Origin of the sequence: Bordetella bronchiseptica, assembly GCF_900636925.1 — a bacterium.
Classification (GTDB): domain Bacteria; phylum Pseudomonadota; class Gammaproteobacteria; order Burkholderiales; family Burkholderiaceae_B; genus Bordetella; species Bordetella pertussis.
On the sequence record NZ_LR134326.1, the window covers coordinates 1,194,977 to 1,215,579 of the forward strand.

At 68.2% G+C, this 20,603-nt stretch carries 16 protein-coding genes and 2 tRNA genes; 13 read left to right on the forward strand and 5 right to left on the reverse strand.

The window, feature by feature from the left end:
* Positions 1–48: 48 nt before the first annotated feature.
* The 3 genes from pnp to EL288_RS05670 all read left to right on the forward strand — a co-directional run bounded on the left by pnp (position 49) and on the right by EL288_RS05670 (position 4,304).
* Positions 49–2,208, forward strand: a complete 2,160-nt coding sequence (gene pnp, locus EL288_RS05660) for a polyribonucleotide nucleotidyltransferase (RefSeq protein ID WP_033458667.1) — start codon at positions 49–51, stop codon at positions 2,206–2,208.
* A gap of 120 nt (positions 2,209–2,328) precedes the next feature.
* Complete coding sequence (locus EL288_RS05665; RefSeq protein ID WP_003814000.1) at positions 2,329–3,048, forward strand: lipoprotein; 720 nt, start codon at positions 2,329–2,331, stop codon at positions 3,046–3,048.
* A gap of 38 nt (positions 3,049–3,086) precedes the next feature.
* A complete protein-coding gene (locus EL288_RS05670) occupies positions 3,087–4,304 on the forward strand; it encodes a threonine ammonia-lyase (RefSeq protein ID WP_003813999.1) in 1,218 nt (405 codons plus the stop codon).
* Here EL288_RS05670 and EL288_RS05675 read toward each other — a convergent pair.
* Both EL288_RS05675 and EL288_RS05680 read right to left on the reverse strand, forming a co-directional pair.
* Positions 4,298–4,909: a PIN domain-containing protein gene (locus EL288_RS05675; RefSeq protein WP_003813998.1), complete on the reverse strand. Its 612-nt coding sequence runs from the start codon at positions 4,907–4,909 to the stop codon at positions 4,298–4,300. The two genes, EL288_RS05670 and EL288_RS05675, sit on opposite strands and share 7 nt — an antisense overlap.
* A gap of 59 nt (positions 4,910–4,968) precedes the next feature.
* Positions 4,969–5,053 (reverse strand) — tRNA-Leu (locus EL288_RS05680).
* Positions 5,054–5,542: 489 nt separating this feature from the next.
* Here EL288_RS05680 and EL288_RS05685 point away from each other — a divergent pair.
* From EL288_RS05685 to betT, 5 genes are all read left to right on the forward strand, one after another.
* A complete protein-coding gene (locus EL288_RS05685; protein ID WP_003813997.1) occupies positions 5,543–6,520 on the forward strand; it encodes an NAD(P)H-quinone oxidoreductase in 978 nt (325 codons plus the stop codon).
* Between the two features lie 144 nt (positions 6,521–6,664).
* Positions 6,665–7,411: a triose-phosphate isomerase gene (tpiA, locus tag EL288_RS05690; RefSeq protein WP_003813996.1), complete on the forward strand. Its 747-nt coding sequence runs from the start codon at positions 6,665–6,667 to the stop codon at positions 7,409–7,411.
* Between the two features lie 21 nt (positions 7,412–7,432).
* A complete protein-coding gene (gene secG / locus EL288_RS05695; RefSeq protein WP_003813995.1) occupies positions 7,433–7,897 on the forward strand; it encodes a preprotein translocase subunit SecG in 465 nt (154 codons plus the stop codon).
* A gap of 126 nt (positions 7,898–8,023) precedes the next feature.
* A tRNA-Leu gene (locus EL288_RS05700) sits at positions 8,024–8,108 on the forward strand.
* Between the two features lie 652 nt (positions 8,109–8,760).
* Entirely contained in the window at positions 8,761–10,992 is a 2,232-nt protein-coding gene (gene betT / locus EL288_RS05705) for a choline BCCT transporter BetT (RefSeq protein WP_003813994.1), read from the forward strand.
* A gap of 22 nt (positions 10,993–11,014) precedes the next feature.
* On the opposite strand, the gene EL288_RS05710 is transcribed toward betT, so the two are convergent.
* Complete coding sequence (locus EL288_RS05710) at positions 11,015–11,815, reverse strand: IclR family transcriptional regulator (protein WP_003813993.1); 801 nt, start codon at positions 11,813–11,815, stop codon at positions 11,015–11,017.
* Between the two features lie 281 nt (positions 11,816–12,096).
* On the opposite strand from EL288_RS05710, the gene EL288_RS05715 reads away from it, so the two are divergent.
* The 5 genes from EL288_RS05715 (at position 12,097) to EL288_RS05735 (ending at position 18,431) form a co-directional block, all read left to right on the forward strand.
* On the forward strand, positions 12,097–13,329 hold the full coding sequence (locus EL288_RS05715) for a methylaspartate ammonia-lyase (RefSeq protein ID WP_033446547.1): 1,233 nt from the start codon (positions 12,097–12,099) through the stop codon (positions 13,327–13,329).
* A 110-nt stretch (positions 13,330–13,439) separates the two neighbouring features.
* The gene (locus EL288_RS05720; protein ID WP_003813991.1) at positions 13,440–14,429 is read left to right on the forward strand and encodes a tripartite tricarboxylate transporter substrate binding protein; all 990 of its coding nucleotides are present in this window, start codon (positions 13,440–13,442) and stop codon (positions 14,427–14,429) included.
* Between the two features lie 30 nt (positions 14,430–14,459).
* Positions 14,460–15,848: an MmgE/PrpD family protein gene (locus EL288_RS05725; RefSeq protein WP_010926974.1), complete on the forward strand. Its 1,389-nt coding sequence runs from the start codon at positions 14,460–14,462 to the stop codon at positions 15,846–15,848.
* Between the two features lie 47 nt (positions 15,849–15,895).
* Positions 15,896–17,389 carry an argininosuccinate lyase gene (locus tag EL288_RS05730; RefSeq protein WP_003813989.1) on the forward strand — a complete coding sequence of 498 codons (1,494 nt, stop codon included), beginning with the start codon at positions 15,896–15,898 and terminating at the stop codon, positions 17,387–17,389.
* A 58-nt stretch (positions 17,390–17,447) separates the two neighbouring features.
* A complete protein-coding gene (locus EL288_RS05735; protein ID WP_003813988.1) occupies positions 17,448–18,431 on the forward strand; it encodes a tripartite tricarboxylate transporter substrate binding protein in 984 nt (327 codons plus the stop codon).
* A 197-nt stretch (positions 18,432–18,628) separates the two neighbouring features.
* Here EL288_RS05735 and EL288_RS05740 read toward each other — a convergent pair whose 3' ends face one another.
* A complete protein-coding gene (locus EL288_RS05740) occupies positions 18,629–19,453 on the reverse strand; it encodes an SDR family oxidoreductase (protein WP_003813987.1) in 825 nt (274 codons plus the stop codon).
* Positions 19,454–19,530: 77 nt separating this feature from the next.
* A complete protein-coding gene (locus EL288_RS05745) occupies positions 19,531–20,454 on the reverse strand; it encodes a LysR substrate-binding domain-containing protein (RefSeq protein WP_003813986.1) in 924 nt (307 codons plus the stop codon).
* Positions 20,455–20,603 lie beyond the last annotated feature (149 nt).

The following is a 20,603-nucleotide window of genomic DNA, read 5'->3' on the forward strand; positions in this document are numbered from 1 at the left end:
ACGCATGTCGCAACGGCCACGGTTTTTCATTTGTAAGGAATCACCGTCATGTTCAATAAAGTGACCAAGACCTTCCAGTACGGCCAGCATTCGGTCGTGTTGGAAACCGGCGAGATGGCTCGCCAGGCGTCCGGCGCGGTGCTGGTGTCCGTGGAGGACACCGTCGTGCTGGCAACGGTCGTGGCGGCCAAGAAAGCCAAGGCCGGCCAGGACTTTTTTCCGCTGACCGTCGACTACATCGAGAAGACCTACGCCGCCGGCCGCATCCCGGGCGGTTTCTTCAAGCGCGAAGGCAAGCCCTCCGAAAAGGAAACGCTGACCTCGCGCCTGATCGACCGTCCGCTGCGTCCGCTGTTCCCGGAAGGCTTCTATAACGACGTGCAAGTGGTCATCCACACGCTGTCGGTCAATCCGGACATCGATCCCGACATTCCCGCCATGATCGGCGCCTCGGCCGCGCTGGCCATCTCGGGCATCCCGTTCAACGGCCCCATCGGCGCCGCCCGCGTCGGCTATGTCGACGGCCAGTACGTGCTCAACCCCACCGCGACGCAACTGAAGTCGTCCAAGATGGACCTGGTGGTGGCCGGCACCGAGAACGCCGTGCTGATGGTCGAATCCGAGGCGAAGCAGCTGTCCGAGGAAATCATGCTGGGCGGCGTGGTGTTCGGCCACGAGCAGATGCAGACCGCCATCAACGCCATCCATGACCTGGTGCGCGATGCCGGCAAGCCCGACTGGGACTGGCAACCCGCCCCCAAGAACGAAGCGCTGATCGCCGCCGTGAGCGCCGCCGCCCAGGAAGGGCTGAACGCCGCCTACCAGATCCGCGAAAAGCAGGCCCGCACCACCAAGCTGCGCGAAGTCTACGCCGCCGTGCAGGCCTCCATGGCCGAACAGGCCGCGCAGGCTGGCCAGCCCGCGCCCGACAGCGTCGGCGTGGACAACATCCTGTTCGACCTGGAAGCGCGCATCGTGCGCAGCCAGATCCTCAACGGCGAGCCGCGCATCGACGGCCGCGACACCCGCACCGTGCGTCCGATCAGCATCCGCCTGGGCGTGCTGCCGCGCGCGCACGGCAGCGCGCTGTTCACCCGCGGCGAAACGCAGGCGCTGGTGGTGGCCACGCTGGGCACCAAGCAGGATGAGCAGATCATCGACGCCCTGATGGGCGAGTACCGCGACCGCTTCATGCTGCACTACAACATGCCGCCGTTCGCCACCGGCGAAACCGGCCGCATCGGCGTGCCCAAGCGCCGCGAAATCGGCCACGGCCGCCTGGCCAAGCGCGCGCTGCTGCCGCTGCTGCCGGCCCCGGAAGACTTCCAGTACACCATCCGCCTGGTGTCCGAGATCACCGAATCCAACGGCTCCTCGTCGATGGCCTCGGTGTGCGGCGGTTCGCTGGCCATGATGGACGCCGGCGTGCCCACCAACGATCACGTGGCCGGCGTGGCCATGGGCCTGATCCTGGACAGCGGCAAGTTCGCCGTGCTGACCGACATCCTGGGCGACGAAGACCACCTGGGCGACATGGACTTCAAGGTGGCGGGTACCGAAACCGGTATCACGGCGCTGCAGATGGACATCAAGATCCAGGGCATCACCAAGGAAATCATGCAGGTCGCGCTGGCCCAGGCCCGCGAAGGCCGCCTGCACATCCTCGGCAAGATGCGCGACGCGCTGGAAGGCTCGCGTACCGAGCTGTCGGCGTTCGCGCCGCGCATGCTGACCATCAAGATCAACCCCGAGAAGATCCGCGACGTGATCGGCAAGGGCGGCGCCACCATCCGTGCGCTGACCGAGGAAACCGGCACGCAGATCGATATCTCGGACGACGGCACCATCGTGATCGCCAGCGTGGACGAGACCCAGGCCAAGGAAGCCCAGCGCCGCATCGTCGAACTGACCGCCGACGTCGAAGTGGGCCAGATCTACGACGGCTCGGTGCTGCGCCTGCTGGATTTCGGCGCCATCGTGCAAGTGCTGCCGGGCCGCGACGGCCTGCTGCACATCTCCGAGATCGCCAACTACCGCATCGCCAACATCAACGATGTGCTGAAGGTTGGCCAGCCGGTCCGCGTCAAGGTCATCGAGGCCGACGACAAGGGCCGCCTGCGCCTGTCGATCAAGGCGATCGGCGGCATCGAGCAGCAGCAGTCCGGTACGGCCGAGCCGGCCGCCCAGTCGGAGCCGCAAGCCGAATAAGGTTTGCGATTCCTGACGCAAGAACGGCGCCCGCGGGCGCCGTTTTTGCGTCCGCATACGGTAAAGTCATGCCACGCGCGGCCAGGCCGCCTCAGGACAAGGGACACGGACGGATATGGCATGACGAGCAGGCGGCTGGCCGCACTGTCAGGATGGGCCGCCAGCGTGCTGCTGGCCGGCTGCATCGCGCCCGGCGGCAGCGGTGGGCCGCGCGGCGAATCGATGTCGGCCGACCAGTTCATGCAGACCGACTTCAACCGCACGGTCACGCTGGAGATCCGCGACAACCTGGCCAGCCTCGACACGCTGCTGGACAAGCTGTACCGGCGCAATCCGCGCGAATGGCGCAAGAGCGGGGTGGCGGACCAGGCTGCCGCGGTGGCGCGGGTCAAGCGCCTGATCGAAGAGCGCCGTCCTCCGGCGGGCCTGGCGGGCCTGCGCGACATCCAGGTGCTGGCCGTGTCGCTCGATCCGGCCTACGGCGGCGATCGCGTGGCGGCCTTCGTCTATGGCCTGGCCGACACCCTGATCGCGGCGCACAACGACAAGACCCGCATCTACCTCTCGGACGTGCTCGACGGCCAGCGCATCTACAACGCGGCGCGCAATGTCGAGGCGGCCGCCTGGCTGCTGGCCTCGCGCCGCACCGCCCAGGGCGAGCCGCTATTGCTGGCCAACGAGATGTCGGCCGCGGCCACGAATCTCAGCTTCGAGCGCGAATTCGGCGCTATCATCGGCAGGCTGGACTTGATTGCCAACCTGCTCGGCGAAAACTCCCGGCGCATCGGCATCAACTACGCACAGGGCCTGCTGTTCTTCAATTTCCTGCCAGTCCGCTAGGCTGCGGGATATCGCGCACTCACCCAGACGCCGCCATCGTGATCGATCTTGCCGCCATCCAGACCGCCCGGGACATCCTGCGGGGACAGGTCCTCAATACGCCGTTCACGCATTCCCGCACGCTGTCCGATATCCTCGGCGCCGAAATCTGGCTGAAGTTCGAGAACCTGCAGTTCACCGCCTCGTTCAAGGAGCGCGGCGCCCTCAACCGGATGCTCAACCTGACCGAGGCCGAGCGCGCCGCCGGCGTGATCGCCGTGTCGGCCGGCAACCATGCCCAGGGCGTGGCGTACCACGCGCAGCGCATGGGCGTGCCGGCGGTGATCGTCATGCCGCGCTTCACTCCCACGGTCAAGGTGGCCAACACGCGGCGCTTCGGCGCCGAAGTCGTCCTGGCCGGCGACACCTTCGACGACGCCAAGGCGCGCGGCTACGAACTGGCGCGCGAGCGCGGCCTGGTCATGATCCATCCCTACGACGATCCAGCCGTGATTGCCGGGCAGGGTACGGTGGCGCTCGAAATGCTGCAGGCGCGCCCAGACCTGGACGCCATCGTGGTGGGCATCGGCGGCGGCGGCCTGATCGCGGGCATCGCCACCGCCGCCAAGGCCATCAAGCCGGACATCGAGATCATCGGCGTGCAGACCGAGCGCTTTCCGTCCATGTACGCCGCCGTCAAGGGCGTGGCCATGGAAAGCGGCCACTACACGATCGCCGAGGGCATCGCCGTCAAGTCACCCGGCACGCTGACCCAGGAGATCGTCACGCGCCTGGTCGACCACATCGAGCTGGTCAACGAAAGCGATATCGAGCATGCCATCGTGGTCCTGCTGGAAATCGAGAAGACCGTGGTCGAAGGGGCCGGCGCGGCCGGCCTGGCGGCGCTGCTGCGGCTGCAGGAACGCCGCGACGAGCGGTTCCGCGGCAAGCGGCTGGGGCTGGTGCTCACGGGCGGCAACATCGATCCCCTGATGCTGGGCGAGCTGATCGAGCGCGGTATGGTGCGCGCCGGGCGCCTGGCGCGCATCCGGGTCGACCTGCGCGACCTGCCGGGCGCGCTGGCGCAGGCCACCAAGCTGATCGCCGACGCGCACGCCAACATTACCGAGGTGCATCACCAGCGCGCCTTCACCACCTTGCCAGTGCGCAATGTCGAGGTCGATTTCGTGCTGCAGACGCGTGGCCATGACCACATCCAGGAAGTCATCGCGGTGCTCAATGCCGCGGGCTTCGCGGCCAGCAACCACGATCACTGATCCGCATCGGCCAGGCGCCTGAGCCGGTACAGGCGCTCGCGCTGCAGGATCGCGGCCAGCGGCAGGGGCTCGCGCCCGAGCGCCACATAATCGTCGGCAACCGTCGCCAGCGCGTCGCGCAGCGCGGCCGGGTCGGCCTGCCACCAGCGCGCCAGCAGATGATCCGGACTGAACGCGTCCAGGCCCTGGCGGCGCAGCTCGGAGCGGTTGAAATCCTTCAGGTTCCAGGTCATCACCAGGGTGGCGGGCGCCTGCGGCAGGCCGCAGCGGGCCCGTCGCGCCAGGCCGGCGGCGATCACATGGAAATCCTTGGGGTCGCTGTAGCGCAGCCCCGTTTCGTAAGGCTGCGTATCAACTTCCAGCGCCCGCGGAAAGCTGGCGTTCATCGCCTCCCATTGCGCGGCCAGGGCTGCGGCGGGAATGTCCCACAGGCGCGCGGCGTTGCGGCGCCATTCTTCGCCGATGCGCTCGGTCCAGACGGGCTGGAAGACGCCTGTCCGCGCCACTCGCAACAGCAGCTGGCGGGCGATGCCGGACATCAGTACGCAGGCATCGAGAACGACAAACGGAGGCGCGGGGTTCGGTATCAAGTTGAGGTAGGGCATGCGCGGCCCGTTGGCGCGGCGCGTCTATCGGGCCTGGGGAAAACAGCGGTGCCGTTTGATGGTGCACCCACCCGGAATCGAACCGGGACGCCTTGCGGCGAGGGATTTTAAGTCCCTTGCGTCTACCAATTTCGCCATGGGTGCGGCTGTCCGGCAGGGCGACAATGATAACGTGCTTTAACGGGCCGCTGGCCGCGCCGCGGGCCTGAATCCTATACAATGCGCGCCGTGGAAGGTTGGCAGAGTGGTTGAATGCACCGGTCTTGTTCAATCGAGCGCCACGCGGGAAACCGCATGGCTGTAAGGAGTCAAATTCGGCGAAGCCCCTGGCCCTGTCCGAGGTAACGCCGAGCGAAGGCCACCCCTGCCGGGGCGGCAACGTGTAGAGACTTGACGGCTCCCACCTAAGGTCGCCCGACTATGGTGAAGGCAAAGTCCAGACCAGCAAACAGACATCGTTCTGGTGGCGAAAGCCATAGCGGTACGGAAAACCGGCGGGGCTTCACGGCCCTCGTGAGTTCGAATCTCACACCTTCCGCCATTTCATCGCGGCGCCATGCCCGCCTGCGGCAGGGGCCGTGCAAAAAAGCGCATAATTGCCGTTTCGATATCGACTCTGGTTGGAGGCGCGACATGCGAGCCGTAGAAATCACCCGTCCTGGCGGTCCTGAAGTCCTGGTGCCCACCGAGCGCAGCGTTCCCGAGCCTGCTTCCGGCGAAGTGCTGATCAAGGTGTCCGCTGCCGGGGTCAACCGGCCCGACGTGCTGCAGCGCAAGGGCAACTATGCCCCGCCGCCGGGCGCCTCGGACCTGCCCGGCCTGGAAGTGGCCGGCGAGATCGTCGGCGGCGATGCCGCCGCGGGGGGCTTTGCCATCGGCGACAAGGTCTGTGCCCTGGTGGCCGGCGGCGGGTACGCCGAATACGTGGTGGCGCCGGCGCCGCAGTGCCTGCCGATTCCGCGCGGCCTGACCGAGATCGAGGCGGCCGGCCTGCCCGAGACCTATTTCACCGTCTGGAGCAACGTGTTCGACCGCGGCCGCCTGGCGGCCGGCGAAGCGCTGCTGGTGCACGGCGGCGCCAGCGGCATCGGCACCACGGCCATCCAGCTGGCGCGCGCCATGGGCAACAAGGTCTACGCCACGGTGGGCAGCGACGAGCGCGCGCGCGCCGTCGAAGCGCTGGGCGCCGCGCTGGGCATCAACTACAAGACGCAGGACTACGTCAAGGAAGTGCTGGACGCCACCGGCGGCGCCGGCGTGGACGTGGTGCTGGACATGGTGGCCGGCGAGTACATCGGCCGCAACCTCAAGTGCCTGGCCGACGACGGCCGCATCGTCATCATCGCGCTGCTGGGCGGCGCGCATGCAAACGTGGATTGCAATCAGGTGCTGCGCCGCCGGCTGACCATCACCGGTTCGACGCTGCGTCCGCGCCCGGTCGAGTTCAAGGGCGAAATCGCTCGCGCGCTGCGCGAGCGGGTCTGGCCCTTGCTGGAAAACGGCACCCTCAAGCCGGTGGTGCACGCCACGCTGCCGCTGGAGCAGGCCGCCGCGGCCCATGCCATGATGGAAGCCGGGGAAAACATCGGCAAGATCATCCTGACCGTATAGCGCCAGCCGGACGGCGGGCGCGCCGGATCGCCCGGTGCGCCCGGATTTTCTTGCCCTGGTAACGGCGCATCGGCCGGCAACAGGATACAATCTCAGGTTTGACCCGACCCCGGGTCAGGCCTTTTTGACTCTTTTTTCTGCGCCATGACCACAGCTGAGAATCGCGCCCGCCTGGTGCTGGGCAACTGGAAGATGCACGGCAACCTGGCCGAGAACGCCGCCTTGCTGGCCGAGTTGCGCGCCGCCGATGCCGCCGCCCATTGCGAAATGGGGGTGTGCGTGCCGTTTCCGTACCTGGCCCAGACCGCTGCCGCCTTGCAGGGCAGCGCCATCGGCTGGGGCGCGCAGGATGTCAGCGCGCACGCCAAGGGCGCCTACACCGGCGAAGTCGCCGCCCCCATGCTGGCCGAATTCGGCTGCCGCTGGGTGCTGGTGGGCCACTCCGAGCGGCGCACGCTGCATGCCGAGAGCGACCAGCTGGTGGCCGACAAGGCCCGCGCCGCGCTCGAGGCAGGCCTGACCCCGGTGGTTTGCGTCGGCGAATCGCTGCAAGAGCGCGAAGGCGGCAACACCCTGGGCGTGATCGAGCGCCAGCTCGAACCCGTCCTGGCCCTGGGCCGCGATGCCCTGGTCCGCATGGTCCTCGCCTACGAACCCGTCTGGGCCATCGGCACCGGCCGTACTGCCAGCCCCGAGCAGGCGCAGGAAGTGCACAGCGCCATCCGCGTGGCGCTCGACGGCCTGCAAGCCAGCCAGGTGCGCGTGCTGTACGGCGGCAGCGTCAAGGGGGCCAACGCCGCCAGCCTGTTCGCCATGCCCGACATCGACGGCGGCCTGGTGGGCGGGGCCTCGCTCGTCGCTGAAGAATTCCTGCGCATCGCCGCAGCTTAAGTTTCCGTTCCGGAGTCTGTAATGTCTTTGATGCTTACTGTCCTGCTGGTCGTCCAGGTTGTATCGGCGCTGGCTATCATCGTTCTGGTCCTGCTGCAGCAGGGCAAGGGCGCCGACATGGGGTCGGCGTTCGGTAGCGGCTCGGCCGGCAGCCTGTTTGGCGCCACCGGCGCGGCCAACTTCCTGTCGCGCACCACCAAGTGGGCCGCCGTGGTGTTCTTCGTCAGCACCGCGGGCCTGGCGTACGTCACCCACAAGGGGCCGTCCGGTCCCGCCATCGATTCGGGCGTGATGCAGAATTTCCCGCAGGATCGCTCGGTGCCGCAGGCACCCGGCAGCGCGCCGGCCGGCAGCGGCTCGTCGGTGCCGCAGGCCCCGGGCAGCGGCGTGCCGGCCGCCCCCGCCCAGCCTGACGCCTCCGTGCCCCAGGCGCCCAGCCAGCCGGCTGCCCCGGCCGCGCCCGAGCAGCCCAAGCCCGCGCAATAACGCCGGGCCGGCGGCGCGCCGCGCATGGCGCGGCCAGCCGCCCTGGCGGTTTTGCCCATGGGCATTTACATGCTAGAATGCCCGACTTTCCAGGATCTTCGGATCCTGGTCGAAGTTTTGCAGGATGCCGACGTGGTGAAATTGGTAGACACGCTATCTTGAGGGGGTAGTGGCGAAAGCTGTGCGAGTTCGAGTCTCGCCGTCGGCACCAAGGATTTGTCCAGGCAGGCCCTGGCGCGGGAAAGACCCGCAAGAGAAAGCCAGCAAAAAAGCCCATATGCGTCAGCGCCTATGGGCTTTTTGTCGTCCAGGCAGATGCCCAGGCTATCAATGGCCTGGGCATCTGCCAATCCAGGCTCAGTGGCAATGCACCGTGCCTGCCTTTCTGTCCATGTGGCAGCATTTTCCAGGCGGCGAGTCTTTCCGGCAGCCACCGCCGTGGGCCGAGGCCGGAAACGGCAGGGCGAGTGCCAGAAGCAGCCACGCCGTGGCGAAAAGTTGGATCTTTCTCATTGGTCTCTCCCGGATCGATGAAGGTGAACAACCGGCTGTTCCAGCGCTATCCACTGCCTCCCTGGGCCGGCCTTCTCGGGCATGGGTGCCCCTGCGCTCTTGTTTCGCATGGTTACATTAACAACAAAATCGCCAAGCGTCGAATCTGTGGGCCGTGCGGGCGCCAGGGGGCTTGAGCGCCGCCGCCGCGAGGTCTGACCGAATCGGGGACGCGTGGCGCATAATGGTTCCGGGCTTGGCATCCAGGATCCGGCTGAAAGGCGCGCGGGACGGGCACGGCATGTCCACCCGGCTGGCGCGTCCCCGGTGGACGGTTCCGGAGCGGCGCCCCTTCTGGAAAGGAGTCAGCCATGTCGATCACACCACCCGACGACGAGGGGGCCGAGCCCGGGCCGTCCAGCCAGGCGCCGCACGCGCAGGCCGCGGCGTTGCGCCGGCCGATCGAACGCAGCCGGTTCGGCGGCTCGCAGCGCCGCCCTGAACGCCAGGACGGCGACGATGCGCCGGTGTCGCGCAGCGACCTCAGCAAGGGGCCCGAGGAGGTGCTCGAGCGCCGCACGGCCAGCATAAATTGGCGTGTGCTGCTGGTCTCGTCGGCCGTGATCGTCGCGTTCTCGGTATGGGCGATCCTGGTGCCCGGCGATGCGCGCATGAGGATGAAGACGGCCGTCGACTGGATTGCGGCCAATCTGGGCTGGTACTACGTGCTGACCATGACGCTGGTGATCGGTTTCGTGCTGTGGGTCGCGTTTTCCAAGGAGGGAGACGTGCGCCTCGGCCCCGATCATTCGCGGCCGCAATACCGGCTGTCGACCTGGGTCGCGATGCTGTTTGCCGCCGGCGTCGGGATCGACATGCTTTTCTTCTCGGTCACCGGGCCGGTCGTGCAGTACCTGCATCCGCCGTCCGGCGAGGGCGGCACGGCGGCAGCCATGCAGGACGCGGTCGTCTGGACGATGTTCCACTACGGGGTGGCGGGCTGGTCCATGTATGCCTTGCTGGGCATGGCGATGGGATACTTCGCCTACCGCTGGGGCATGCCCCTGTCCATCCGCGCGGCGCTCTATCCGCTGTTGGGCAAGCGCGTGCGCGGCCCCCTGGGCGACGGCATCAGCATCATCGCGCTGGTCGGCACGGTGTTCGGCGTGGCGACCTCGATGGGCATCGGCGTGGTGCTGCTCAACGTCGGTTTCTCGCTGATTTTCGGGCTGGAGCAAGGCCTGTCGCTGCAGATCGCCCTGGTCGTGGGCGCCGTGATCCTGACCATCGGGGCCACGACGTCCGGGGTCGACCGCGGCATCCGCTGGATTTCCGAGCTGAACCTCTGGAGCGCGGTGGCGATGATGGTCTACATCCTGCTCACCGGGCAAACGGCATTCCTCCTGAATGCGCTATCGGAGAACATCGGCAGGTTTCTCGTGACGTTCCCCGCGCGCACCTTGCAGACGTTCGCCTACGAGCCCGGCGGGCCGGAGTGGATGGGCGGTTGGACGCTGTTCTTCTGGGCGTTCTGGCTGGCGTGGGGGCCGTTCGTCGGCGTCTTTCTCGCGCGCATTTCGCGCGGGCGGACGCTGCGCGAATTCGTGATCGCCGCGATCACCGCGCCGGTGCTGTGCGACTTCATCATCGTTTCGCTGTTCGGCAACTCGGCCCTTTATCACGTGCTGCAGGGCGACACCGCGTTCGCCGCGCTCGCGGTCGAAAGCCCCGAGCGTGGTTGGTACGCGCTGCTGGCGATGTTTCCGGGAGCCATGTTCCTGATAGGCCTGGCCACGCTGTCGGGGCTGTTGTTCTACCTTACCAGCGCGAATTCGGGCGCGATGGTGATGTCGAACTTTTCGGCGTCGATCCCCGACCCCTCGCACGACGGGCCGAAGTGGCTGCGCATCTTCTGGGCCGTGCTGACGGCAGTGCTGACGGTGGCGATGCTGCTGGCCGGCGGCGTGACGACGATGGAGTACGCCACGCTCATCTTTGCCTTGCCGGTAACCATCATTGCCTACACGGTCATGGCGTCGTTCTACAAGGTGCTGAGGATGGAGCGGGCCGAGCGCGAGGGGCAGGTGCTGCGCAGGCCGTCCATGGCGCCGATGGGCGGCCATCTGCCGGAGCGCTCATGGAAGCAGCGCCTCGAACAGCTGCACGCGTTCGCGTCGCTGCGGCAGGCTACCCAGTTCCTCGACCGTACCGTGCGCCCGGCGCTCGGCGACGTTGCCGCCGAGTTCCGCAACCAGGGCTACGAGGTCGCGAGCGAATCCCTGGCCAGCGAGCGCGGCATCGAGGAACCGCTGCTGCGCGTGTCGATGGACGGTTTTCGCGCCTTCCAGTACCACGTCGCCGTCGTCGAGGCGCCGGTGCCGATGTTCAGCGGCCGCATGTCGCGCGAGACCGACGTCTATTACCGGCTCGAGGTGTTCACCCAGACCGGTTCGGGCGGCTATGACCTGATGGGCCTGACCCGGCAGCAGGTGATCGACGACGTGCTCGAGCGCTTCGAGGCTCACCTCGCATTCCTCACCTTTTCCACCAATACCGATACGGCATCGGTGCTGACGCCGCCGGCGCCGGCCAGGAACCCGTAGCCCGCGCACGCCCGACGGTATCTCAGCGCGCCGCGCCGGGCGCGCCGGCGGGCGCTGCCTGCCGGCCGGCCAGTACGTCGGACAGGGCCCCGGCCTCCCGGACCAGCAGTTGCGCCAGTTCGGTTTCCCGATGCTCCGGGTAGCGGATGCGGGGGATGAACAGCGAGAAGCAACCGATGACGTGTCCCCCGGTGCCGAAGATGGGGGTGGAAATGCCGGCGGCGCCTTCGATCTTCTCGCCGCGCGTGCTGACGGAATAGCCTTGCTCGCGGATTTGCTTCAGGTCGCGATTGAGTTCGCGCGCCGGCAGGGCGGCCAGGCCGGTGGGCGAGAGGGGCTCTTTCTTGAGCAACGTGCGCACGCGTTCGGGCGGCAGGTGCGCCAGCACGGCATGTCCCGAGGCGCCCCAGAGCACCGAGACCGGGCGGTACAGGTCGAGTTGGTAGCGCAACTGGTTGGCCGATTCGACCTGCTTGGCGAACACCAGGGTGGCGTCCTGGTCGCGGTACAGCGCCAGCGCGCAGGACTCGTTGGTGTAGGCGACGATGCGATGCAGCGGCGCGCTGGCCAGCTGCACCACGTTCACCTTGTTGGAGATCATGGCGCCCAGCCGGTACATCTCCGGGCCGAACGCGTAGCGGCGCGCGCCCTGCACGCGCTGCATCAGGTTCAGCGCCACCAGTTGCTGCAGCAGGCGGTGCGCCGTGCTGTGCGGCAACTGCAATTCATCGGCGATGTCTTTCACCCCGACGTCATCGTCCTGGGAGGCGAGAAAGGCGATCAGCCTGACGATTCGTTCGACGGTACCGCGCTCGTTTTCCATGTCTGCGCATTTTCCGAGTGACCCGGCCCAGGAGGGGCCAGGGTGCTGCGTGAGTGATCGGCCAGTGCCGGCGACAGCGTGAGTGTAGAGGGTGGCGGCGTTGCCCAAGCGCGACCGCCGGCGCCGGCCGGGCACGCTTTCGCCACGGTTCCGGCTTGCTTTTTGCCGATTATATATTCCGTTGTTCGGAATTTACATCTCATTTAATGACATCCAAATCCGGCGTGCCTAAACTGGCCTGGCCTCGAGAAGAAGGCGGATGCCACAGGAGACAGGACGACATGCGAGTGCAACGGTTGCTGGCGACGGACGGGATAGGCGGGTACTACTGGCGCGACCAGGAGGCGATCGGGCAGGGCGCGCCGCGTGACGGCTTCCTGTACCGGGGCGCGCCGGTCACGCCCGGTTTTACGTCCATCATCCAGGTGAGTTCCACGGTGCTGCTGACCGGCGTGGCCGACGACGGCAGCGAACTGTACGGCGATTGCGCGACGGTGAATCACGCCTTCCGGTCGGGGCGCCAGCAGGCGCCGGATGCGGCCAGCCTGATCGCACAGGCCGAGGGGCCGCTGTCGCGCTGGCTGGCGCAGTGCGACCTGTCGTCGTTTCGCGACGCCGCCGCGCAACTCGATACCATGCGGCTCGACGGGCAGCCGTTGCACATGGCGCTGCGCTACGGCCTGTCGCAACTGCTGCTGCAGGCGGTGGCCGCGCATCACCGCGTCACGATGGCCGAGATCCTGGCGCGCGAGTATGGCCTGACGCTGGCCGACACGCCGTGCGACCTGTTGGGTTCCTGCGGCGGCAACTGGTACGAGAACGTCGACAAGGCGATCGTGCGCGAGCTGCCTTATTTTCCGCAGACCGCCATGGTGCGCACCGACCAGCTCGACGAACTGCCGGCGTACGCCGAATGGATCAGCCAGCGCATCCGCGCGGTGGGCCGTCCGGATTTCTTCCCGACGCTGCATTACGACCTGCACGGGCTGCTGTCGCAGCGGGTGGGCGACGACCTGGATGCGGCGCTGGTCTATCTGCGCAAGGTGGAGGCGGCCAGCGCGCCGTACCCCGTGCTGTTCGAGGATCCGCTCGACGCGGGCGAGCGCGGCGCCCAGATCGCGCTGATGGGGCGGCTGCGCGAGGCCCTGCGGCGCGCCGGCTCGGGCATTCGCCTGATCGCCGACGAATGGTGCAACACCCGCGAGGACGTGCGCGAGTTCGTCGCGCAAGGGTGTTGCGATCTCATCCAGATCAAGATGCCGGACCTGGGGGGCGTGGACAACACCGTGCAGGCCTGCCTGATCTGCCGTGACGGCGGTGTCGGCGTGTACCTGGGGGGCAGTTGCAACGAGACGGACATCTCGGCCCGCGTCGCCGCGCACGTCGCGCTGGCGGTGCGTCCGGTCGAGTTCCTGGGCAAGCCGGGGCTGGGGCTGGACGAGGGCGTGATGATCGTCACCAACGAAATGCAGCGCGCGATCCGCTCGTATCAGACGCGCCTGTCCGCGGCGTAGCGTCCGTCCGCACGGCGCGGGCGGTTTGTCGGCATCACTGGTTTTGGCGGCCCGTCGGCCACGCATGGCGTGCGGCCGGCGCACAACATGATCGAACCAAGGACACAGACATGACACGTTGGCAGCAATGGATCATCGCCGCGCTGGGGTGCGGCGCGGCCTGCCTGGGCATTGCGACGAGCGCCCTGGCAGCTCCGGCCGGCTACCCGAAAGGACCGGTCACCCTGGTGGTGCCGACCGGCCCCGGCGGCGGCACCGACCTGGCGGCGCGCGCGTTTTCCGAGCGGCTCTCCGCCATACTGGGCCAGCCCGTGGTGGTGGACAACCGCGCCGGCGCCGGCGGCATCATCGGCACGCAGGACGTGGCCAAGTCCAGGCCGGACGGACACACGCTGCTCATCTCCAGCAACCAGTTCGGCATCCTGCCGGCGGTGCAGGACAACCTGCCTTTCGATCCGGTCAAGGATTTCATCCCCGTCACCTCCATCGGCCTGATTCCGACCCTGGTGCTGGTGAACCCGTCGTTGCCGGTGCGGTCGGTCGCCGAACTGATCGATTACGCGCGCAAGCAGCCCGGCGGCGTGCAGTACGCGTCGGCCGGAATCGGCTCGCCCAACCATCTGTTTGCGGCAATGTTCGGTTCGATGGCCGACGTGCCGATGATGCACGTGCCGTTCCGGGGCACATCGCCGGCGCTGGTGGCCGTCGCCGGCGGGCAGACCGCCGTGGCCTTCGCCTCCCAGCCGGCCTCGCAGAGTTTCGTCGCCGCCGGCAAGCTGCGCGCCATCGCGGTCACCTCGGCCCGGCGCCTGCCGTCCTTGCCGGATCTGCCGCCGGTGTCCGATACCGTGCCCGGCTACGACGCCGATATCTGGCTGGGCGTGTGGGCCGTGGCCGGTACGCCGGACACGGTGGTGGACGCCATTCATGCCGCGTTCGAGGAGGCCTTGAAGGATCCACGCGTGATCGACAGCCTGGGCAAGATGGGCATCGTGGTGGCGACCCGCTCCCGCCAGGACTTCACCGCCATGGTCGAGCGCGAGATCGGCAAGTGGGCCCGCGTCGTCGCCGAGGCCGGCGACGGTTTCCAGAAGCAATAGCCGCCAACCATCCGATCGCTGGAGTGCCGCATGCAGCTCGCATCGCCGTCGCCCGCCGTGGGCGTCACCCGGCCGCTGGCCGACGCCATCGTGGCCACCGCATCCTCCAGGCTGGGCGCCGCCACGCTCCAGACGGCGCAGGCCTGCCTGCTCGACAGCCTGGCGGTGACGCTGGCCGGCGCGCAAGAGCCGCTGGTTGCCGTGCTTGACCGCACGCTCGCCGGTTTCGGCGGCGCGGGGCAGGCCACGCTGATCGGCCGGGGCAGGCGTGCGCCGTTGCCCGACGCGGCGCTGGTCAATGGCGCCGCGGGCCATGCGCTCGATTTCGACGATATGCACATCGAGTCGGCCATGCATCCGAGCGTGCCGGTGGTCGCGGCCGCCCTGGCCGTGGCCGAACACGAGGGCGCGGACGGAGCGGCGCTGCTGCGGGCCCTGGCGCTGGGCATCGAGGCGCAGCTGCGCATCGGCGAGGCGGTGCGGCCCCACCATTACCAGCGGGGCTGGCATGCCACCGGCACGCTCGGCCATTTCGGCGCGGCGGTCGCGGCGGGTTGCCTGCTGGGACTGGACGCGCAACAGACGACGATGGCGCTCGGTATCGCCGGTACGCAGGCCAGCGGCCTGAAAGAGACTTTCGGCACCATGTCCAAGCCGCTGCATGCCGGCCAGGCGGCGCGCAACGGCGTGATGGCCGCGCTGCTGGCGCGCCAGGGGTACACGAGCGCCGAGGATATCCTGGGCGGGCATTATGGGTTCGGCCGCGTGTGCGGCGATGGCGCGCATTGGGACGGCCTGCTCGACGGCTGGGGCGAGCGCTGGTCCATGCACGACATTCTCTACAAGCCGCACGCCTCGTCCTTTTGCACGCAGGCATTGATCGAATGCGCCCTGGCCCTGCGTGCGACGCCGGGCTTTGCCTGGACGGCGGTGGCGCGGATACATGGCGAAGTCAGCGCGATGTCCATGGCCAATGCGCGCATCGTCGAGCCGCGCGACGGCATGCAGGCCAAGTTCAGCCTGCCCCATGCGATTGCCCAGGGCCTCGTGCATGGCCAGGCCACGATTGCAGATTTCTCCGATGCCCGCGCGCGCGAGCCGGCCCTGCGGGCCTTGCGCGCGCGCACCACGATCGCGCAAGGGGCCGGGCTGGCCTGGCCCGAAGCTATCGTCACCGTGACGCTGGCCGACGGCAGCCAGTTGCGCCGGCACGCGGACCTGCGCGCGAGTACCGCTACGTCGCAGGACAAATGGCGCGTCACGCTCGGCAAGTTCATGAGCGTGGCCGGCGCCGTGCCCGGTTTCGCGTCCTGCGACGCGGTGCGCGACGCCGTGCTGCGCCTGCCCGAGGCGCCCGGCGCGGTAGCGGCCCTGATGGCGCTGCTGCGGCCGCAGGCCGCGACGCCCTCCGGAGCCTGAGACCGCCTGCTTTCCCAACCCCATTGCCATTACACGAGGAGACCCGCATGACGACTTTGGGAGTCGGGGCGATCCTGTCGGCGGAACCCGCCGAGATCGTCCGCCGCTTGACCTTCGCCACCAAGGAGGCCGCCGCAGCCGGCCACGAGGATCTGTTCCATGCCATGTCGCGCGTCAATCTCGCGCATGCCGTGATGCTGCGCGACCGCAACCTGATACCGCCCGAGGCCGCGCGGGCGCTGGTGGCGCTGATGGCCGAACTGTTCGAGCGCGGACCGTCCAGCGTCGCGCTGGAGGCCGGCGCCGGCGACCTGTATCCGCAGATCGAGGCGCACGCGGCCGCGCTGCTGGGCGCCGACGTGGCGGGCTACCTGCAGCTCGGGCGGTCGCGCGGCGACGTCATTCCGTCGGCGATGCGCCTGAAGCTGCGTATCAAGCTGATGCGCCTGCTGGCGTCGGTGCTGGCCCTGCGCGAAGCGATTCTCGATCGGGCCGTCGAGCATGCCGATACCATCATGCCCGCCTACACGCACTGGCAGCAGTCGCAGATCATGACGGTGGGGCATTTCCTGGGCCGGTTCAGCGCCTGGCTGGAGCGGGATACGCAGCGCCTGTTCGAATGCGTGTCGCGCCACAATCTTTCGGTGCTGGGCAGCGCCAACGGCGTGGGCACCAGCGTGCGGGTCGACCGCGCAATGACCGCCGCCTGGCTGGGGCACGACGAGCCCACGCTGTCCACGGGCGACGGCACCAATGCCTGGGACTACATGATCGAACCCGTATCGGTGGCGGCGCTGCTGTGCTCCCACCTGGCGCGCCTGACGGGCAACTTCATTCTCTGGCACACCCAGGAGTTCGGCATGGTGCGGCTAAGCGATGCATTCTGCACCGCCAGCACCTATCTGCCGCACAAGCGCAATCCCGAACCGCTCGAGACCGTCAAGGTGTTCGCCGAGCAGGTGCAGGGGGCGCTGGCCACGGTCTACCTGATGGCGCGCAACGAGGACTGGCCGCACAGCCTCATCAACCACGGCTTCGACGCGATCAATGGCGCCTTGACGCTCAGCGGCGACGCGGCGGACCTGACCGGCGCCATCATGCGCGACATCAGCTTCGACCCCGCGCGCATGCGCGAGCTGCTGGACCTGAGCTATGCCACGGCGTCGGAAGTGGCCAACACGCTGGTGGCGGCCGGCGGCCTGCCGTTTCGGGAGGCGCACGAGATCGTCGGCACGGCGGTACGCGCCTGCATGGCGGACGGACGGGCTGCGCTCACGCCGGCGCGGGTGCGCGACGCGGCCCGCGGCATGGGCATCGACCTGCCGCCGATCGACGATGCGCAGCTGGCTGCCTGCATCGATCCGGGCAATTTCGTGCAGGCCATCCATTCCAGCGGCGGGACGGCGCCCGCGGAGGTGCGCCGCGTGCTCGCCGTGTGGCGGGACGCGCTGCACGCGGACCAGCGCGCGTGGCGGCAGTGGCAGGACCGCTACGACGAGGCGGACCGCGCATTGCTGGCGAGCGCGCGCGGCGGCGCTTGAATCCGGACCGGCGCGGCGGCCGCTACCGTCGCCCGGCTGTTTACTTCAGGAGGTTTGCATGGCTGACCTGTTTTCAGTGCTGCGTATCGCATACACCCTTGCGCTGGGCGCGGCGCTGGCCGCGCCGGCGGCCGTCGCGGCGCCGTTTCCCGACCGTCCGGTGCGCCTGGTCGTGCCCTATCCGCCGGGCGGCGGCGCCGACATCTTCGCCCGCACCCTGTCCGAGCCGCTGGCGGCCCAGCTGGGCCAGCCAGTCATCGTCGAGAACCGGCCCGGGGCCAACGGCATCATCGGCACCGATGCCGTCGCCCGCGCCGCGCCCGACGGCTACACCATCCTGCTGGGCAACAGCGGGCCCAATGCCATCAACCAGGCCATTTATCCCGACCTTCCCTATGACGCGGTCGACAGCTTCGAGGAAGTCAGCCTGATCGGCTACACCACCCATGTGCTGGTGGTGCATCCGGGCGTGCAGGCCCGCTCGGTGACCGAGCTGATCGCGCTGGCGCGCCGCTCGCCCGGGCAGCTGAACTTCGCCTCGACCGGGCAGGGCGGCACGCCGCACCTGGCGGGCGAGTTGTTCAAGCTGATGACCGGCACGGACATGGTGCACGTGCCCTACAAGGGCGCGTCGCCCTCCAACGCGGACGTGATCGCCGGGCAGGTGCAGCTGACGTTCAACACGCTGCCGCCGTTGATGACCTCGATCAGGGCCGGCAAGGTGCGCGCGCTGGCCGTCACCGGCAAGCAGCGTTCGCAACTGCTGCCCGAGGTGCCCACCATCGATGAGGCCGGCGTGGCCGGCTACGATGTGCAGACCTGGTACGGCATCCATGCGCCGGCGGGCACGCCGGCGGCGGTCGTGGATCGGCTCAACCAGGCCCTGGTGGCCGTCCTGTCCAACGCCCAGGTGCGCGCGGCGCTGGTGGGGCAGGGCTATGAGGTTGCCACCAGCACCCCCGGCGAGTTTTCCCGGATGGTGCGCGACGACGTGGCGAAGTGGCGCAAGGTCGTGAAGGAGGCCAAGGTCAAGGTCGACTGAGCCGGCGCGCAGGTGTCTGTCCCCGCAGGGGGGCTGGCGCCTGCAAGATTTCATGGCGTCTGCCCGTGCGTGTGCCTGTCCTCGCTGGGACAGGCACACTGCCGTACGCCATCGACGCTTGACGACTAAGACAGTATCTGTCCCCGCAGGGGGACTGACACCTGCTGATTGTCGACACCCGCCCCGTGCGCCAGCGCTCAGTACGTGCCGGGGTACGCGCCGCCATCGATCAGCATGTTCTGCCCGGTGATGTAGCCGGCGTGCACGCTGCACAGGAAGGCGCAGAGCGCGCCGAACTCGTCGGGACGGCCGAAGCGGCCGGCGGGGATGCCCAGCTGCTGTTCCTCGCGCAGCGCTTCGATGCTTTGGCCGCACGCCTGCGCCGCGACGCGCATCGTGCTCTTCAGCCTGTCGGTGTCGAACCTGCCCGGGAGGATGTTGTTGATGGTGACCCCGCGGGCCGCGATCTCCGAGCGGGCCAGGCCGGCGATAAAGCCGGTCAGGCCGGAGCGGGCGCCATTGGACAGGCCCAGCGTGCTGATCGGCGCCTTCACGGCGGTCGAGGTGATGTTGACGATGCGTCCGAAGCCGCGCGCCTGCATGCCGTCCACCGTGGCCTTGATCAGCGCGATGGGCGTCAGCATGTTGGCGTCGATCGCCTTGATCCAGTCATCGCGGTCCCAGTCCTGGTATTGCCCCGGCGGCGGACCGCCGGCGTTGGTCACCACGATGTCGAAGTCCGGCCCGGGGCCGCCCGGCGCTTCGAGCGCGGCCTGCCTGCCTGGCTCGGTGGTGATGTCGCAGGCGACGGCGATGACCTTGCCCGCCTGGCCGCCCGATTGCCGGGCCTGGTTTTCGGCGTCCTTGCGCAGCGCGGACGCCGCGTCCTGCAAGACGCCGTCGTTGCGCGCGTTGATGACGACGTTGACGCCGTTCTGCAGCAGCGCGCTGGCGCAGCCATAGCCGAGCCCCTTGCTGGCGCCGCATACCAGCGCCCACCGTCCTGCAATGCCGAGATCCATGTGTGTCTTCCTTGGGTTGGATGGCCGGTCCGAGCGGGAACGGGCCTGAATTACGAAAGGCGTGGGGGGCGCCGCCGTCAGCCTGCGGCCGGGCCGGCGCGCGCCGCCGGCACTGCGTCGACCAGCTCCCAGGCCTGGCGCAGCATCTCGTAGGCCTGGCGCGCGGGCGAGTCGTCCGCATGCGGGCGTATCCACAGGTGATAGGTCATCTCGGGCAGCGGCGGCAGGCCGTCGGCCTCGTCCAGCATGCGCATGTCGGGCGCGAGCAGGTCGATGCTGCGCGGGGTGACGCCCAGTCCGGCGCGGATCGCCGCCTTGATGCCGACCAGGTCGGGCACGATGCGCGTGACCGTCCAGCGTATATGGTGCTGCTCGAGCGCCGCCAGGGCCATTTCGCGATAGATGCTGGAGCCGTCGGCCAGGATCAGCGGCAAGGCCTTGTCGGGGCGGTGCACATAGTCCGCGGCGCATAGCCAGACCACCGGCGAGCGTTTCAGGATCAGCCCCTCGAATTCCTGGTGAAAGCGGGCCGAGATGGCCATGTCGATTTCGCCGCGCTGCAGCAGCTCGAACAGCCGCGGCGCGCGGTCTATGCAGACGTCGATGTTCAACTGCGGCAAGGCCTGGCTGGCCTGCCGCAGGATGGAGGGCAGCAGGGTCTCGACGGCGTCGTGCGGCGAGCCGATGCGCAGCGTGCCCTGCAGGCGTTCCTGGAAAACGCGGAAGACCTCGTCGTTGAGCGCCAGCACCTGGCTTGCGTACTTGAGCATCTTCTGCCCGTCCTCGGTCAGGACGCGGCTGCGCCCCTGCTTCTCGAACAGGGCGGTGCCCAGCGTCGCTTCCAGCTGATGCATCTGGTGGGTAATGGCCGGCTGTGTCTTGAACAGCTTTTCCGCGGTGGCGGAAAAGCTGCCGGTCTGCGCAATGGTCACCAGAGTGCGCAACTGCTGCATGTCCAGATGGCGCACGGATCGTATCCCCTGTCTTGATTTATTAATCATTTTAATGGTTCAGGAAAATCTTTCATTAGTAGACGCTGCGCCGGCTACCTAGAATTCCTCTCGTTGTCTGTGCCCGCCGCATGCGCGGGCGCGCATTTCGCTCCTGCCCGGGCGGCGCCTGTCGCGCCGCGGGCAGGTCCGTCCGCACA